General features: G+C 36.0%; 16 protein-coding genes and 1 riboswitch. Of the genes, 9 read left to right on the forward strand and 7 right to left on the reverse strand.

Features of this window, described 5'->3' with window-relative positions; all coding sequences use genetic code 11:
- The first annotated feature begins 2 nt into the window (after window positions 1-2).
- From HCB38_RS01930 to HCB38_RS01945, 4 genes are all read left to right on the forward strand, one after another.
- Complete coding sequence (locus HCB38_RS01930; protein ID WP_185637989.1) at window positions 3-1,769, forward strand: DAK2 domain-containing protein; 1,767 nt, start codon at window positions 3-5, stop codon at window positions 1,767-1,769.
- The gene (locus HCB38_RS01935; RefSeq protein ID WP_185637991.1) at window positions 1,769-2,539 is read left to right on the forward strand and encodes a DUF1295 domain-containing protein; all 771 of its coding nucleotides are present in this window, start codon (window positions 1,769-1,771) and stop codon (window positions 2,537-2,539) included. The genes HCB38_RS01930 and HCB38_RS01935 overlap by 1 nt, the downstream gene beginning before the upstream one ends.
- Window positions 2,540-2,665: 126 nt before the next feature.
- Window positions 2,666-3,208, forward strand: coding sequence for a DUF1269 domain-containing protein (locus HCB38_RS01940; protein ID WP_003765692.1), 543 nt, complete (start codon window positions 2,666-2,668; stop codon window positions 3,206-3,208).
- 223 nt (window positions 3,209-3,431) lie between these two features.
- Window positions 3,432-4,232, forward strand: coding sequence for a formate/nitrite transporter family protein (locus HCB38_RS01945; protein WP_003760764.1), 801 nt, complete (start codon window positions 3,432-3,434; stop codon window positions 4,230-4,232).
- A 40-nt stretch (window positions 4,233-4,272) separates the two neighbouring features.
- Here the strand turns inward: HCB38_RS01945 and metX are convergent, their stop codons facing one another.
- A complete protein-coding gene (gene metX / locus HCB38_RS01950; RefSeq protein WP_185637398.1) occupies window positions 4,273-5,379 on the reverse strand; it encodes a homoserine O-acetyltransferase MetX in 1,107 nt (368 codons plus the stop codon).
- A gap of 16 nt (window positions 5,380-5,395) precedes the next feature.
- Window positions 5,396-6,673 (reverse strand): O-acetylhomoserine aminocarboxypropyltransferase/cysteine synthase family protein, encoded by a 1,278-nt coding sequence (locus HCB38_RS01955; protein WP_185618645.1) that lies wholly within the window; start codon window positions 6,671-6,673, stop codon window positions 5,396-5,398.
- Between the two features lie 108 nt (window positions 6,674-6,781).
- Window positions 6,782-6,882: riboswitch (SAM riboswitch) on the reverse strand.
- A gap of 238 nt (window positions 6,883-7,120) precedes the next feature.
- Here HCB38_RS01955 and HCB38_RS01960 point away from each other — a divergent pair.
- Window positions 7,121-7,648, forward strand: a complete 528-nt coding sequence (locus tag HCB38_RS01960) for an HdeD family acid-resistance protein (RefSeq protein ID WP_185318095.1) — start codon at window positions 7,121-7,123, stop codon at window positions 7,646-7,648.
- Between the two features lie 42 nt (window positions 7,649-7,690).
- Here the strand turns inward: HCB38_RS01960 and HCB38_RS01965 are convergent, their stop codons facing one another.
- From HCB38_RS01965 to HCB38_RS01975, 3 genes are all read right to left on the reverse strand, one after another.
- A complete protein-coding gene (locus HCB38_RS01965) occupies window positions 7,691-9,025 on the reverse strand; it encodes an LPXTG cell wall anchor domain-containing protein (RefSeq protein WP_185637400.1) in 1,335 nt (444 codons plus the stop codon).
- Between the two features lie 212 nt (window positions 9,026-9,237).
- Window positions 9,238-9,930 carry a Crp/Fnr family transcriptional regulator gene (locus HCB38_RS01970; protein WP_185318097.1) on the reverse strand — a complete coding sequence of 231 codons (693 nt, stop codon included), beginning with the start codon at window positions 9,928-9,930 and terminating at the stop codon, window positions 9,238-9,240.
- A gap of 75 nt (window positions 9,931-10,005) precedes the next feature.
- Window positions 10,006-10,554, reverse strand: a complete 549-nt coding sequence (locus tag HCB38_RS01975) for a biotin transporter BioY (RefSeq protein ID WP_185318098.1) — start codon at window positions 10,552-10,554, stop codon at window positions 10,006-10,008.
- 192 nt (window positions 10,555-10,746) lie between these two features.
- Here HCB38_RS01975 and HCB38_RS01980 point away from each other — a divergent pair, with 192 nt between their 5' ends.
- The 4 genes from HCB38_RS01980 to HCB38_RS01995 all read left to right on the forward strand — a co-directional run bounded on the left by HCB38_RS01980 (window position 10,747) and on the right by HCB38_RS01995 (window position 13,361).
- Window positions 10,747-11,079 (forward strand): PadR family transcriptional regulator, encoded by a 333-nt coding sequence (locus HCB38_RS01980; protein ID WP_003732635.1) that lies wholly within the window; start codon window positions 10,747-10,749, stop codon window positions 11,077-11,079.
- The gene (locus HCB38_RS01985; protein ID WP_185318099.1) at window positions 11,072-11,662 is read left to right on the forward strand and encodes an HAAS signaling domain-containing protein; all 591 of its coding nucleotides are present in this window, start codon (window positions 11,072-11,074) and stop codon (window positions 11,660-11,662) included. The genes HCB38_RS01980 and HCB38_RS01985 overlap by 8 nt, the downstream gene beginning before the upstream one ends.
- Window positions 11,655-12,755 (forward strand): DUF4097 family beta strand repeat-containing protein, encoded by a 1,101-nt coding sequence (locus HCB38_RS01990; RefSeq protein WP_185318100.1) that lies wholly within the window; start codon window positions 11,655-11,657, stop codon window positions 12,753-12,755. The genes HCB38_RS01985 and HCB38_RS01990 overlap by 8 nt, the downstream gene beginning before the upstream one ends.
- Before the next feature lie 105 nt (window positions 12,756-12,860).
- Window positions 12,861-13,361 carry a GNAT family N-acetyltransferase gene (locus tag HCB38_RS01995; RefSeq protein ID WP_185637402.1) on the forward strand — a complete coding sequence of 167 codons (501 nt, stop codon included), beginning with the start codon at window positions 12,861-12,863 and terminating at the stop codon, window positions 13,359-13,361.
- Between the two features lie 47 nt (window positions 13,362-13,408).
- Here HCB38_RS01995 and HCB38_RS02000 read toward each other — a convergent pair whose 3' ends face one another.
- Together HCB38_RS02000 and HCB38_RS02005 are read right to left on the reverse strand one after the other, a co-directional pair.
- Window positions 13,409-13,795, reverse strand: a complete 387-nt coding sequence (locus tag HCB38_RS02000; RefSeq protein ID WP_185318102.1) for a hypothetical protein — start codon at window positions 13,793-13,795, stop codon at window positions 13,409-13,411.
- 51 nt (window positions 13,796-13,846) lie between these two features.
- Window positions 13,847-14,191: a magnetosome magnetite crystal formation protein family gene (locus HCB38_RS02005; RefSeq protein WP_185318103.1), complete on the reverse strand. Its 345-nt coding sequence runs from the start codon at window positions 14,189-14,191 to the stop codon at window positions 13,847-13,849.
- Between the last annotated feature and the right edge of the window lie 94 nt (window positions 14,192-14,285).

The raw sequence follows: 14,285 nt of genomic DNA on the forward strand, positions 1-14,285 counted from the left end.
TGATGGAGTCTGAAAGCAAACGTCTATTACAAAGCATGTTGAACGGGGCAGCTGAAGTAATTAGTAAAAAAGATGAGCTAAATCGAATTAATATTTTTCCCGTAGCAGATGGTGATACAGGAAGTAACTTAGCTTCATTAATGCAAGCGATTATTGATCATGTTTCCCCACGAGAATACTCCACGAAAGAACTACTTGAAGAAGTGGCCAGCGCGGCACTAATAGGAGCCCGTGGAAATTCTGGGATGATTTTTGCGCAATATTTAAATGCCGTTGCGGAAAGTTATCATCATTTCGAATCTACTTTTGACGGATTAGTTCTAGCATTTCAAAAAGCGGTTTATAAAGCTTACGATGCCCTGTTAGATCCAAAAGAAGGTACTATTTTATCGGTAATGAAGGCTTGGTCTGAGGCGCTTGCTGGGACATATGAACAAGAACGTTCTTTTCAACAATCGCTGTTAAATGCGCAAAAAGTTGCGGAACAAGCATTAATTAATACCGAATTTCAAATGGCTATTTTACGAAAGAACCGGTTAGTCGATTCGGGGGCGAAAGGTTTTTATTACTTCATTGCCGGGCTGACCAATGCTTATTGTGGGGAAACAGTTTCTACGCCAAATAATTATGTGGAGCAAGAAATATCGAAAGAACACAGCCATTTTGAGACAAGTGAACCAATTTATCGATATTGTTCTGAATTTATTATTAAAGAAGCGACTATCTCCCATCAAACATTACGAGAAGTCCTTGCGCCAAAAGGAGATTCCTTGGTAATTGCAGGGAATGAAAAACAAACAAAAATACACATTCATACAAATGAACCACAAGAAATAGTAAGTTTACTATCAGAATTCGGAAAAATGACCTATCAAAAAGTAGACGATATGCGGCTTCAATATGATGTAACGAGAAATCCACGAGCAAAAATTGCGATTGTAACTGATTCGATTGCTGACTTACCTAAAGATTTCTTATTAGAACATCAAGTGCACGTTTTGCCGATGAATATTTTAGCTGGGGAGGAAAATTTCCTCGATAAATTAACAGTTGGACCAACTTTGATACAACAAAAACTAACACAGCAATATAAAATGAGCACAGCGCAACCTACCATTCGAACAGTTGACGCATTATTATCGTTCTTAGAAAATAAGTATCAACATGTACTGGTTATTGCAGTTTCAGCTAAATTAAGCGGGACGTATCAACTAATCAAGCAACGAATTAAAGCGCGCGATTTGTCGTCAGAATGGATTCGCGTTATTGATTCCAAATTGAATTCCGTTGCTCAAGGGCTTCTAGTAAAGCAGGCAGTGGGATTAGTGGAAACTGGAAAGTCTTTTGATGAAGTTACTTATAAAATCGAACAGTTAACTACTCAGATATTTATTTACGTTGCAGTGGCAGATTTATCGCCAATGGTGGAATCTGGTCGGATACCGCGAATTTTAGGCAGGTTGGCACAGAAACTTTCATTATATCCAATTGTTAGTCTGGACAGGAACGGTGAAGGGAAATTAATAGGTGTGTCATTTAGTCAAAAACAAAGTATGAAAAAAATCATTAGAAAAGTTGCAAAATTACGACTGAAAGAGCTTGCTATTACGCATGTTTCTTCAGAACGTGACGCGAAACTTTGGCAGAAAGAACTTGAGGCGAAAATAGGAGGAAGCAGCTATTTAGTGGATAGTTCAGCTGCAATTGCCATCAGTGCCGGACTTTCTAGTGTCGCGGTCGCAGGGATTAAAAAGGAGGAAACAATATGATGTATTGGATAGTAGCACTCGCTTTACTTGTCTATTTTGTACTTTGGTTTATCATTTCAAAAATAAAAGGTAAATATTCACTAGTAGATATTGCTTGGGGTGGGGGATTTGTTGTTGTTGCTTGGACCGGGTTTTTAACTACTTTTAGTGTAACGATGCAAAGTTTGACGATTCTTATTTTAGTTACTTTATGGGGCGTACGTTTATTTTGGCATTTAGCGCGTAGAAATTGGAATAAGCCAGAAGATTATCGCTACGTTAATATGCGCAAACGCTGGGGAACGACATTGGTTAATTTAAAAGCATTTTTAAATGTTTTCGTTTTGCAAGGTATTCTCTTATTTATTATCGCTTTACCAATCACACATAGTTTTGCCAATGAATCAGCGGAATTTACTTGGTGGCAAATTGCAGGAATCGTAATATGGGTTATTGGTTTTGTGTTTGAAGTTGGTGGTGACCTTCAGTTAGAAAACTTTAAAAAGAACCCAGCTAATAAAGGAAAACTACTAACGACAGGTTTTTGGTCTGTTACAAGGCATCCTAATTATTTCGGTGAAGCTCTTAGTTGGTGGGGTGTATTTTTAGTCGCGTTAACACAAATAACAGATCTTTGGCTGATTACGAGTCCGATTGTTATCACCTTATTATTACTATTTGTTTCCGGTGTCCCACTACTTGAAAAAAAATATCGAGACCGCGGAGACTTTCAAGCTTATGCCAATAAAACCTCTAAATTCTTCCCATTTATTGGTAAAAAAGGTCTGTAAAAGTACTGATTTAAGTAGGAAGGTGCTATTAATTGCTATTTGCCGACTAGTGCGAGTAGAATAAGAGTTGGGTATGAAAAAACATGCCTAAATACAATGCTTTATGAGGCGAGAGGGGTACAACAGATGAAAAAAGAAAAAACAGTGTTAATTATGAATTTCGATGAAGAAAGTATTTCTTATCAAGCTTTCTCTGAAATGAAAAGATTGCACCAAGAACGCAAAATCATTGGTTATCAAATGGCGGTTGTAAAACATGAGCCAGGAAATAAACTTGTTGCACAAGATTTTCTTGATTTTACTGGTGCCGATAAAAATATGAAAGATAGCCTTATTGGTATGTTAATTGGTATTTTAGGCGGTCCATTCGGTATTTTAATTGGTTGGATGGTCGGAGCAATCGTTGGTTCTATGCAAGATGCTGGTGAAGTGAAAAACGCTCTATCCGTATTTGAAAGAACGCTAAAAACAATCCCAGAAGGTTCGACAGGCGTTATCCTAATTGCCACAGAGCAAGAATTAGCAAATGTAAACGATGTAGTAATGGATGAGTTACATGGTCGTGTGCAACGCATGGATGAAGCAATTGTAGCTCAAGAAATCAAAAGTGCTCAAGAAACAGAAGGAAAAGCAAAAGATTCAGCTAAAAAACATTGGTTTGGAAAATAAATCAGCTAAACGAGGACAGAGAAATCTGTTCTCTTTTTTTGGTTTTAATAATGATAAAACGGGGAAATTAACAACATAAAACTTCCAGATGAAAAAAAATTCAAGATGATAACGCTTAACTCATTTTTATTTTCTGAAAACTATTTGCATCAAATTAAAAACATGCTACAATAAACAAGTTGTGAATTTCACAAGAAAATTTTTTGTTTGGAGATGAAATAATTTGGATGTGGAAAGTAGTCCATTAATGCAGAAAATTGATTATAGTACGCGCAAAAAAATTGATTTAGTAAATAATAGTATTCTTCGTTATATCGTGCGCGCGATGTTAGCATGTTTATTCTTGACACTAGGGACTGCGGTCGCTGTAATGATTGGTGATAAAGTTGATCATTTTGCTCCAGGACTTGGTAAAATCACGTATGCGTTTATGTTTAGTTGGTCACTCGTGATGATTATTTATATGAATGCCGAGCTTGGTACTTCTAACATGATGTATATGACAACTGGTGTTTATCAAAAAATTGTTAAACCAGGAAAAGCGTTACAAATTTTGATTTTATGTATTGTTTGTAATTTATTGGGTGGAATTCTTGCAGGGTATTTAGTTTCTCTGACATCTGTCTTCCATAATTTGCCTGCGGATCATTTCTTATTTACTGCCGTTAGCGGTAAACTTGAAAAAGCGCCACTACAAATTTTTGTAGAAGGTATTTTCGCCAATATTGTTGTAAATACGGCTGTGCTTTGTACGCTCCGAATGAAAGATGATGCTGGTAAAGTCATTGCGATGATTTTCATTATTTTCATCTTTGCATTCTTAGGATTCGAGCACGTTATCGCCAACTTCTCATCATTCTCATTAGCATTTTTCGCTTCTGGTGGAACACTTGCTGCAATGACAGCGGGCAATGTGACCGTCAATTTGGTCCTTGCTTTACTTGGGAATTTTGTAGGTGGTGGCCTTGTTATCGGACTAGGCTATGCGTGGCTTAACCGAACGAAATCTATTTACAAAGACTAATAAAAAGGAGACCTCTGAAATTTTTAGAGGTCTCTTTTTTTTATATGCTTTTAACAGGTAAATTACTTAAAAATGACCGAATGAGCGGCTCAAACTTCGGTACTTCCTTTTCCACTAGAAATGCGTCATGACCGTATTCAGAGGCCACTTCATGATAAGTAACCGGCACATCCCATTCTTTTAAAAGCTCGTAACCACGACGTAAATCATGAATTCGGAAAAGCTGGTCGGTCGTAATGCCAATGAGCAAATACGGAATTTTAATTTTTGAAAAAGCGGGTAAATCATCTTTCGTGGGAGCCGTAACGTCAAATAAATCAATCGCTTTTGTTAAATATAGATAACTATTTGCGTCAAACCGCTCGACAAAAGTATCCCCTTGATATTGTAAATACGATTCAATTTGAAAGTGCTCTTTTGAGAAAGCAGCAGGAGAAGACTCGGCGACAGTGAAACGTTCAAACTGTTTAGAGAAAAGTTCGCTCGTCCGGTAAGTCATCATTCCAACCATTCTCGCAGTCGCAAGTCCGCCCTCAGGTTGACCAATATAGTTGCCGCCATTAAAATCGGGATCATTCAGAATCGCCATCCGCATAATTAAGTTATAGCCAATCGCATCAGGTCCGGCAGCGAGTGGGGAAGCGATGTTAATAATGCTATCTGTTATATCCGCATAATCAATCGCCCATTCTGTGGCTTGCATTCCACCCATTGATCCACCAATCACCGAAATAACCCGCGTAACTCCAAGTTGTTCCAAAAGTTCACGCTGCACTTTAATAATGTCTTTAATAGAAAACCCGGGAAATTGTAACCGGAATGGCTCACCTGTTTTTGGATTAATAGAGGAGGGGCCAGTCGTTCCACTACAGCCACCAAATACATTCGTACATACCAGAAAATATTTGTCTGTATCAATTGTTTTCCCTGGTCCAATATAATCATCCCACCAACCAGGAGCATCATCTTCAAAATGCTTCGCCGCGTGAGCTGTCCCAGTGAGCGCATGTTCTAACAAAATACAATTATCGCGTGATTCAGAAAGGGTCCCGTATGTTTCGTAGCCAACTAAAACAGGGCTTAACGTTTCTCCGTTTTCAAGTAGAAGAGGACTTTTTTGAAATAGTTCTTTTTGTTGTAAGGTCAATTCTCTTCACTTCCTCCTAAATTTGCTCTAGCGCTTTCGTTAAGTCTTGAATAATATCATCCGTATTCTCGATTCCAATAGAAAGACGAATGGACTCAGGTTTCACACCAGCTGTTAATTGTTGTTCTTCACTTAGTTGTTGATGAGTTGTGGATGCTGGATGAATAATAAGCGATTTTGCGTCACCAACATTGGCTAGATGCGAGAACAATTCTACAGATTCGATAACCTTTTTCCCAGCCGCGTAACCACCTTTAACACCAAATGTGAAAATGGAACCAGGGCCTTTTGGTAAATACTTTTGGGCTAACTCATGGTATTGATTGTCTGTTAAACCTGGATAATTCACCCAAGCTACTTTAGGGTGGTCATTTAAGAAATTAGCCACTTGTTTGGCATTTTTTACATGTTGTTTAAGACGTAAAGATAGCGTTTCTAGCCCTAAAATGAGTAGAAATGCATTAAAAGGAGAAAGCGCTGCACCAGTATCACGAAGGAGTGAGACGCGTAGTTTAGTAATGTAAGCCGCTGCGCCAACATCATTTGTATAAGACAAGCCGTTATAACTGTCGTCGGGTACAACTAGCTTTGGAAACTTACCATTTGTCCAATTAAATTTACCGGAATCAATGACCGCGCCACCAATTGCAACCCCGTGACCGCCGATAAATTTCGTTGCTGAGTAAACGACAATATCTGCGCCGAAATCAAACGGGCGATTTAAATAAGCGGTCGCGAATGTGTTATCAACGATGAGTGGAATATCGGATGCATGTGCAATTTCTGCTACTTTTTCGATATCGACAATATTTATATCAGGATTGCCAATTGTTTCAACAAAGACAGCTTTCGTATTATCTTTAATTGCTTTTTCAAAATTTTCAGGTTCGTTAGGGTCGACAAAAGTAACGTCAATTCCAAACGTTTTAAATGTATGCGAGAAAAGAGTGTGTGTTCCACCATAAAGTGTTGCAGCTGCAACGATATGATCTCCGGAACCAGCAATATTTAAAATAGAGTAAGTAATAGCAGCCATGCCAGAAGCCGTTGCAACCGCACCAATGCCACCTTCAAGTAAAGTTAATCGTTCTTCTAATACAGCTGTAGTAGGATTCATAATTCGTGTATAAATATTTCCAGTTTCCTGTAAACCAAATAAGGCTGCGGCATGTTCCGGACTATCAAATGTATATGATGTCGTTTGATAGATTGGCACGGCTCTAGAATGTGTATCTCCGTCTGGTGTGTGCCCGCCGTGTACTTGAATTGTTTCGAATTTATACTCATTACTCATAAAATCCACTCCTCTTTAATATGTATTTATCAGTAATTTCTATCAAAAAACCTCCCTAGCAGTATATAAGCCGCCAGAGAGGATAGAGTTTCCTAAACTTGGATTTCCGACTTATCTTTCAGAATATACTGCTGGAATTAGCACCGTGAAAATAAATTCCGGTTGCTAAGGCTTCAAAGGGCCAGTCCCTCCACCTTTCGTGATAAGAAAATACTATTAAATTAAGTTATATATTACGCTGGATGAAACAAATTGTCAACTAAGTATTTAAAAGTCCCAAAATAGTGCTTTTGTATGGAGTTTTTGTGACAAAGCTATTTTTAGGTTAATATTTAACGTTAAAAAGGTTTTAAAATCGTTTTTTTAGGCTATTATAGTTAAGACTAATTATATTTCATTAAAAGTGAGGTTGTATTAGAACAAATAAAGGGGAGTTGAAATAAAAAAATGAAGACATTTACACGAATTCTTGTTTTATTAGCAGGGATTGCAATGATTGTACTTGGGATTTGGTTTTTATTCCATCCAGGTATTTCATTATTAACCTCAACATTGATGATCGGATTCTTACTACTGATTTCAGGTATTTTCCACACTATCTCTTATTTTTCAGATAGAAAGTCGCAAAATGTTTCTGGTTGGGTGCTAGCTGACGGAATTTTATCAATCTTATTAGGTTTCTTGCTATTATTTAATGAATTTGATGGAACTTTAACGCTTGTATTGCTATTTGGTATGTGGGTGTTGTTTGCTGGTATTATGCGTACAATAGGCGCATTTACAGCTAAACAAAACAACGTACAAGGCTGGGGCTGGATATTAACTATTGGTATTATTGGTATCATTGTTGGCTTCATTGCTCTATTCAATCCAGTTGTTTCCGCAATTGGTATCGTACTTATTGTAGCGATTTTCTTCATCGTTCAAGGTATAGGCGCAATCGCAACATTTTTCTTTATGGGAAAAAATTATTAATAAAAAGTGAAACCAGTTTTAAACTGGTTTCACTTTTTTGTGCTATTTTTTTCGTAAAATAATTACTGAACTACTAATTAAGATAAAACCAAAAAGTGTGAATGGATTTGGATTCGCATCGCCAGTTTTTGGTATGATTTTTTGTGTGACATTACTATTCTTAGTATTACTATTTGTAGTATTACTATTTTTAGTATTTATCGTTTTTACTTCAAAGGGTGATTCATTTAGTTCTCTAATTTTTAACGTTTCTGGGTCATAAATATAGTATGTTTCTTCACTGTATTCTACTTCAGTACTGCTATATAAAACAAATATATCACCTGGTTGTAAGGGGGGTTCGAATGTAATGGTGAAGTTTCCTTTTTCATCTTCTATAGACCATCCAATCAAATTTCCGTCCTCATCTTCTGCAATTACACCTAAGTTAGGCATAGTAACTCCGTAAAGGATGGAAGGTGTACTTCTATTCAAATCAAGAGTAGGTGCTTTAAGTGTGGGTTTATCACTAACGATAACGTAGTAAGAATAAAACTCTGTTGTATTTCCTGATGGATCTGTTGCGATAACAACAAAGGCATGCATACCAAGTCGAGAATATGTTGGTTCATATCCAGGTTTAAAAGTTAAAGTAACTTTACCCGAGTTATCAGTAGCTGTTACAAATGTAGAGGGCGTTATAGTTTCTCCTTTGATAATAAACGGATAGTCGTCTGGATTAACACTAATCTTTGGTGGTTCTTGATCTAGAACTTTGTAAGTAACTATTAATTCAATAGTTTTTCCATCTTTAGAAGCTACTATTGTTGTTGTAAAAGTACCAGTTTTCTTGGTAGAAGGCGCTCCGGATTTAAAGCTTAATTTTGCTCCTGCTGCAGGTGTTGCGAATTGATTCGGTGTTGGTTTGGAGCCTAATTCAATCACAGGTGTTGTTGTTTTTAGCGTTGCAAGTGGTGCGGCTTCTTTTACTATGTAGTTCACTGTTATATCTGTAGAAGTATTATCATCGAAAGTCACCTGAATTTCTATTGAGTAGTTTCCAGAAGCATTTGTTACAGGTTGTCCGTTTTTAAAAGTAAATGTTGGATTATTTGATGCGTCATTGACTGTTACAAAATCTTGTGCAGCGGGCGTATCTCCAATTTTAAAAGAAAGGTTTGTTTTTCCTACTACTGCATTTGCGTTGGCTTTTAAAAGTTCTTTTTTAGTTTTTTGTTCTTCAACCGAATTATTTTTCGTAGTTGTTTCTGTTGGTGGAGCTATTTCTGTTGTCGATTCATTTTGTTCTCCGGTTTCTGTAGCAAAAACAGGAGTGCTAATTGATAAAATTAGTCCAAATGCTAAAATTACGATTAACTTTTTTTTGATGTTTTTCATTCTATATCCCCAATTCCCTTTTTATTTTATGTTGCTAATTAATTATACAATATTATTTAACTTTGTGAAAGAGAATATTAAATTTATTTTACGAAAAAATTACCTTAATGTTACAAAAATCCGAGAAATTACCTTGCCAAACTTAAATACTAAATTTTATCTCTTTTTTTAATATGAAAAAGTCGCATATTTTAAAATATGCGACTTTAAAACTATTTATATGTATTGCTTAAATTTTGTTTGCGGTTCTCGAAGTCAGTTATACGCCAAGGTTTCGGCGATAAAGCAATCACACCATCTTCTTCCAGTTTCCGCAAGTTGGTAGCAACATAAGCTCGAGCTAAATTTAAGTAATTGCCTAAGATTTTTTGTGTAAAATAGTATGGAATTAGGCAAGAACCATCTGACTCCATTCTTCCAAACCTTTCCCCACAAGCAATTAATCCTGCCAAGACTTTCTCGCTAGAAGGTAAATTCACATAAGCTTCTCGTTCCAATATTGGAGCAACCATACTTTGCATAAGGTTATTCATTTGCCAGAATACCTCTGGTGAGCTTAAGAGCTTATTCAGAACATATTTACGTTCAAATTGATAAACACTCACTTCGCTTATAGTGGTATAGTTTGCAGGTGATTGAGCTCCTCCAAGTAATGTAAGCGGACCGATAGAATCATGTTTACCTAAGAAACTAATAATGCTATCTTCTTTACACGTATTTTTACTCATCGAGACGACCCCGTCTTCAATAATATAAAAGTATGTTGTTTCTGTGCCTTCTGTTAAGATTTTCTGATTTCGTCTAAAACGAATTCTTTTATATGGAAGAACCGCTTCATTTGAATCTTTTAATAACTCAAGTAAATCTGTGTTGTAAAAGCTATTTTCATCATTCAGTAATGACATATACCGAGTCCCCTTTTCTCAGTGCTAATCATTATCATTATATAGGAGATGAATCAAAATGTGTATTAATGGGACTTATGATGCTCTGAGTAGTTTTGCCTTAATTAAACGATCACGAATGAGAATACCTAATAGAGCAGCAAAAATCGCTTTAATAATACCTGGGATAATAAATGGTACCATCCCTGTTAAAAAGGCAGTTGGCCAGTCAAGACCAGTACTAACTTTAAGCCATAAAACTCCGAAAATAAGCGTAACTATAGCACCTAATATATTAGCGACGATAGCATATGGAACAGTGAATTTTGTTTTTTCAAGTAGCCAACCTGTAAGGAGTGCATTAAAAATAAATCCGACAATAAATCCACCAGTAGGACCAAAAAGAATTCCAATACCTGCTGTCATGCCTTGGAAAACTGGAATACCAACTGCTCCAAGAACAATATAAACTAAAACAGATATCGTACCATGACGAGCTCCAAGAATTGTTGCAGCTAAACCAATGGCAAATGTCTGTCCAGTAAGAGGAATAGGACCAAGTGGAATAGCAATTTGTGCGAGTAAAGCAATGATGATTGCGAATAAAGCATCTACGACTAAAAATTTCAATTTCTGATCACGCATAAACTTATCTCTCCTTAATGTAAACTTAATACTAAAATAGGTTAACATTTATTAAGTGAAAAAACAATACTATTTTTTTTAGGCAGTACCTTGCAATGAACACTAGTGTATGATAAACTATAGCAGTAGTGAATAATATATAGTAGTGATTACTTGTTACTAGTGGTAATTTAGCAGAATGGAGGAGTTAGCATGGAAGTTAACCCGCAATTCAAAAAAGGTGTGTTAGAACTTTGTTGTTTGTTTTTAATTCAAAAAAAAGATTGTTATGGTTATGAATTAGCAAATCAAGTGTCTAAATATATTGAAGTTGCAGAAGGAGCCATTTATCCAGTACTTAGAAGATTAGTAAAAGAAGAGTATTGCTCCACTTATTTAGTAGAATCAAATGAAGGTCCATCAAGAAAATATTATCAGCTGACGGTAAAAGGAGAGATTTACTTGAATGAGCTTATCTCTGAATGGAATAATTTTACAGATAGTGTCGCTAAGCTTTTAACAGAGGGGGAAGCAGTAAATGAATAAACAAGATTTTCTAAATGAATTAAACCAGCGCCTAGAATTGCTGGATCCAAAAGAGCGGAGAGAACTATTATCTGATTACCAAGAGCATTTTAGAAATGGTGTAGAGGCAGGGAAAAGCGAAGAACAAATCGTCTTTGACCTCGGAAGACCTGAAGAAATTGCAGCAGATATTTTAAGTGAAAGGGATATCCGCGAGGAACAAGTGGAGACAGACTATTATTATGTACCTCGAAAAAATCAAAATGAAAATAGAACAGTTAGTAAACAAGTTTTAATTGGCATAGGTTTATTCTTCCTGGATATTTGCCTTGTTGTTCCAATTATGGCTACGTTATGGTCGGTAGTTATTTCACTTTGGGTAACGGTTGGTGCGTTTCTCCTTTCGCCAGTATTATTCGGTGTAGAACTTTTATTTGGCGCTGACTTCGAATTCTATCAAATGTTTGTGTCTATAGGACTTGTAGGACTTGGTCTCATGCTGCTTTTTGTAGCGAATGCACTTACTAAGTTTACAAGTAAAACAACTATGGGAATTATCCAGTGGCACAAATATGCAGTCAAAGGAGGCGGGAAAAATGCGTAAACATCATTTAAGTAAGAAATTATTTTTCGCCGGTTTGGTGCTATTTATTATTGGTGCTATTGGCGTAGCATTCACAATGAACTCAGGTACTATGATTGAAAAAGGGGAACCACTTACTAAAAAGTGGGACTTGTCATCTGAAAATATTAATACAATTTCCTTTTCTTCCGAGCGAGATGCACTAATTGAATGGAAAGAAAGTACAACTGGGAAAAATTATATCGAACTGAAAGGAAATTATTCTGCAAAGGATAAAAAAGCAATTCAAAAATTAAAACCAGTTTCTGAAGATGGCACTTCATTCAATATAACAGTTCCAGAAGAAAATGTTTGGTATAACAATTTTGGGAAAATCTATGCATATGGGCAGCAAAAAGTAACTGTCTTTTTAACTAAAGATACAAAAGTGGCTGATTTAAAAGTAAAATCTCAATCAGGAGATATTGATGTTACCGATTTTAAAGTAAAGAAATTTGTTAGTTCTACAAATTCTGGTGAGTTAAAAGTGAATAATTTAGAAGCGAATAGTGCTCAAATGACTACTTCTTCTGGAGATTTAGATTTATCGAAAATTAAAGCAAATACATCGATTGAAACAGACTCTGGAAAGACTGAGCTTACTAGTTTGACGGGTGATTTAGAGGTAAATGGCGGTTCAGGGGATGTTAATACTACTGGTGTTAAAGCGAAAAAACTTAAAATTGCTATTGATTCCGGTGACATCGAACTGACAAATAGTGCTGTAACCGACTTGGCTGTTTTAACCACTAGTTCTGGAGATATTGATGCAAATACAAAAGGTAAAGTACAAGCTGAATCCGATTCAGGAACAATTGAACTCGCAGGTGTAACAAATAACATAACGGCGAAAACGAGCTCAGGAGATATCGATGTAGCATTTATCAAACAAGTGAAAAACATCGAAATCAATACAGATTCTGGTGAGGTAGAGATTGAAATACCAGGTAATTTTAAAGCTATTTATGAAGCAAGCAGTAATTCTGGTAGCGTTAAAGTACCAACAAGTGATTCGAATACCGATAACCGCGTAACGGTGAAAACTAGTTCCGGAGACATTAAAATCGATAAATAAAAAATCAGTGCGCTAATTATTTAATTAGCGCATTCTTTTTGTTAAAAAGGGGTAAAGTCAGATAAACTGTTTCATCAATTAGCGCAATTGAAAGGAGAATGGATGATGGATTTTCATATTAGAAAAGCAACTAATTCAGATGCCGAAGCCATTCAGCACGTCGCGATTACTTCGTGGCATCATACTTATCAAGATTTAATTCCAAGTGATGTACAAGATGATTTTTTGGAAAGATTTTATAATGTTGAAACGCTTCATAATCGTATTTCAGCAACTCCTTTTGCAGTCGTGGAACAAGCAAACCAAGTAATTGGATTTGCGAATTTTATTGAGCTTGAAAAGGGGAAAAGTGAACTCGCGGCTTTTTATTTACTACCTGAAGTGACACAACGCGGGCTTGGAACAGAGCTTTTAGAAGTGGGGATGACTCTATTTCACGTACCACTGCCAATGTTTGTTAACGTGGAAAAAGGTAATGAAACAGCAATTCATTTTTATAAGGCGAAAGGGTTTGTGCAAGTGGAGGAATTTACCGAAGATTTTTATGGCTATCCTCTTCAAACGATTCGTTTTAACTTGAGTCATCATGCGTTTGAAGAAGAATAAAAAAATGTCTATTCTAGTTGAATGAATCAATTAGGATAGACAATTTTTTATTTGGTAGCAGCTTTTCCACTTGTCGATTTCCCACCTCGCAAAAAGAAGAAAATAACAGCTAAAATTGCCATAATTACCCCTGCAAGAACAGAAATACCAACAGAAATCAGCATACCAGAAACTTGGATAATGCTAAGGATAATGACAGTTACAAAAACGCCGTAGACAAATCCCCATACCGCAAATGTTAAGTAGCTCGATTTTTTGCTAAAGCCATAAAATATTTCACCTAACGTGGAAGCGACTAAAATTACGGGGGCAGCAAAAAGAATTGCTGAAAAAACAAGCTGAGGTGTAACATTTTCATAGAGGATTGTTTCGATTAAAAGTGCTGAAAAAATACCTAAAACAAATATTGATAAATAAGCAATAATAAAACGCATCAAAAAACCTCCTAAAGTACACTATATTATAGCATAAATTAGGAAGTTAGCTTAACATCTAGCCCAGTTATCGTCACTATGCTTTACGATACGTGTAATACCTCGAATCAAAGTAAAAATAAGTATTGATACATTAAGAAAAACGATAAAAAAGACGGTAGCTAGAGCTAAAAAGTTAATAGTATCCGCACTATTTGTACTAAAAGGAACATTATTATAAAGCAAAATCATTACAGTGAGTCCAGCTACAAATGTTGTTTGTGTAAGCAAAGCCCATTTCACATGGTGACGAATTTCTTTATCTTTATTTGTAAACCATAAAATAGCAGGCGTGATAACTGGGGCAAAGAAAAGACTAAAATAACTAAGTGCACTAATAATTTTTTTATCTAACATTTCTCCTCTATCCTCTCATTTGTTTATAAGTCTAGTATAGCGGGGAAAGAGAAATGGAACCATCGAATTAGGTGACGATATGAAATTAAAAATG

This window comes from Listeria farberi, from assembly GCF_014229295.1.
Lineage (GTDB): Bacteria > Bacillota > Bacilli > Lactobacillales > Listeriaceae > Listeria > Listeria farberi.

Coding starts and splice junctions, on each gene's coding strand:
- HCB38_RS01975 (WP_185318098.1), bottom strand. CDS start 10,554: ATGCGTGATCAGAAATTGAAATTTTTAGTCGTAGATGCTTTATTCGCA.
- HCB38_RS01960 (WP_185318095.1), top strand. CDS start 7,121: ATGAAGACATTTACACGAATTCTTGTTTTATTAGCAGGGATTGCAATG.
- HCB38_RS01985 (WP_185318099.1), top strand. CDS start 11,072: ATGAATAAACAAGATTTTCTAAATGAATTAAACCAGCGCCTAGAATTG.
- HCB38_RS02005 (WP_185318103.1), bottom strand. CDS start 14,191: ATGTTAGATAAAAAAATTATTAGTGCACTTAGTTATTTTAGTCTTTTC.
- HCB38_RS01980 (WP_003732635.1), top strand. CDS start 10,747: ATGGAAGTTAACCCGCAATTCAAAAAAGGTGTGTTAGAACTTTGTTGT.
- HCB38_RS01965 (WP_185637400.1), bottom strand. CDS start 9,025: ATGAAAAACATCAAAAAAAAGTTAATCGTAATTTTAGCATTTGGACTA.
- HCB38_RS01990 (WP_185318100.1), top strand. CDS start 11,655: ATGCGTAAACATCATTTAAGTAAGAAATTATTTTTCGCCGGTTTGGTG.
- HCB38_RS01935 (WP_185637991.1), top strand. CDS start 1,769: ATGTATTGGATAGTAGCACTCGCTTTACTTGTCTATTTTGTACTTTGG.
- HCB38_RS01995 (WP_185637402.1), top strand. CDS start 12,861: ATGGATTTTCATATTAGAAAAGCAACTAATTCAGATGCCGAAGCCATT.
- HCB38_RS02000 (WP_185318102.1), bottom strand. CDS start 13,795: ATGCGTTTTATTATTGCTTATTTATCAATATTTGTTTTAGGTATTTTT.
- HCB38_RS01940 (WP_003765692.1), top strand. CDS start 2,666: ATGAAAAAAGAAAAAACAGTGTTAATTATGAATTTCGATGAAGAAAGT.
- HCB38_RS01955 (WP_185618645.1), bottom strand. CDS start 6,673: ATGAGTAATGAGTATAAATTCGAAACAATTCAAGTACACGGCGGGCAC.
- HCB38_RS01970 (WP_185318097.1), bottom strand. CDS start 9,930: ATGTCATTACTGAATGATGAAAATAGCTTTTACAACACAGATTTACTT.
- HCB38_RS01930 (WP_185637989.1), top strand. CDS start 3: ATGGAGTCTGAAAGCAAACGTCTATTACAAAGCATGTTGAACGGGGCA.